The 594-nt window shown below is 44.9% G+C and carries 1 protein-coding gene; it reads right to left on the bottom strand.

Going from position 1 to position 594, the window contains the following annotated elements:
• A partial coding sequence (locus tag DC53_RS21850; RefSeq protein ID WP_033032320.1) for an IS91 family transposase occupies positions 1-524 on the bottom strand: 524 nt, incomplete at its 3' end.
• Positions 525-594: the final 70 nt, after the last annotated feature.

The raw sequence follows: 594 nt of genomic DNA, 5'->3' as shown, positions 1-594 counted from the left end.
TTTTCTATTTCATGCCAGTGCGTTTTTTCAAGTGCACCTGCGGGTATCAAACAATGCAAGTGGATATGCTGACTTAAGTTTTGCCCCCATGTATGCAGTACGCTTGTCATGCCTAACTGACCATGCCTCTTTCGTTTCGCAAATTTGTTCAGCGTTTGCCATGCGGCTTTAAATAAACACTGGTACAACGCGTTTGGGTTATAGTGCGCAATGATATTCAATTCATGGGGGAGCGTAAAAACAAGGTGGAAATACCGACACGGTAATAAATCCTCTTGCTGCCTTTGCACCCACTTAGCCGTTGCCATACCTTGGCAACGCGGACAATGACGGTCTCGACAGCTACATCCAATCTTTTGTGACTCACCACAGTTATCACATTGCCATGCTTGGTAACCGAGCTGACCTGTTCTGCATGATTGAAGGTGCTGACAGACACGCAGTTGTTGATAGCTCATCGTATGATGCTGGCGATAATTCTCAAGATTCGAGTTTAAAATATCAGCGAGGTGTAAAGCGCTCATTGTTTACTCCAGCTCGCAAGCAAATCAATGCCGCCATGACCTAACTCTGGTAACCAATGTAAGTAACTTT

The organism is Pseudoalteromonas fuliginea (assembly GCF_000690055.1).
In the GTDB taxonomy this organism is placed as follows: domain Bacteria; phylum Pseudomonadota; class Gammaproteobacteria; order Enterobacterales; family Alteromonadaceae; genus Pseudoalteromonas; species Pseudoalteromonas fuliginea.
The sequence above is the reverse complement of the archived record's forward strand: the minus strand, read 5'-3'. Positions and strand labels throughout refer to the sequence as shown.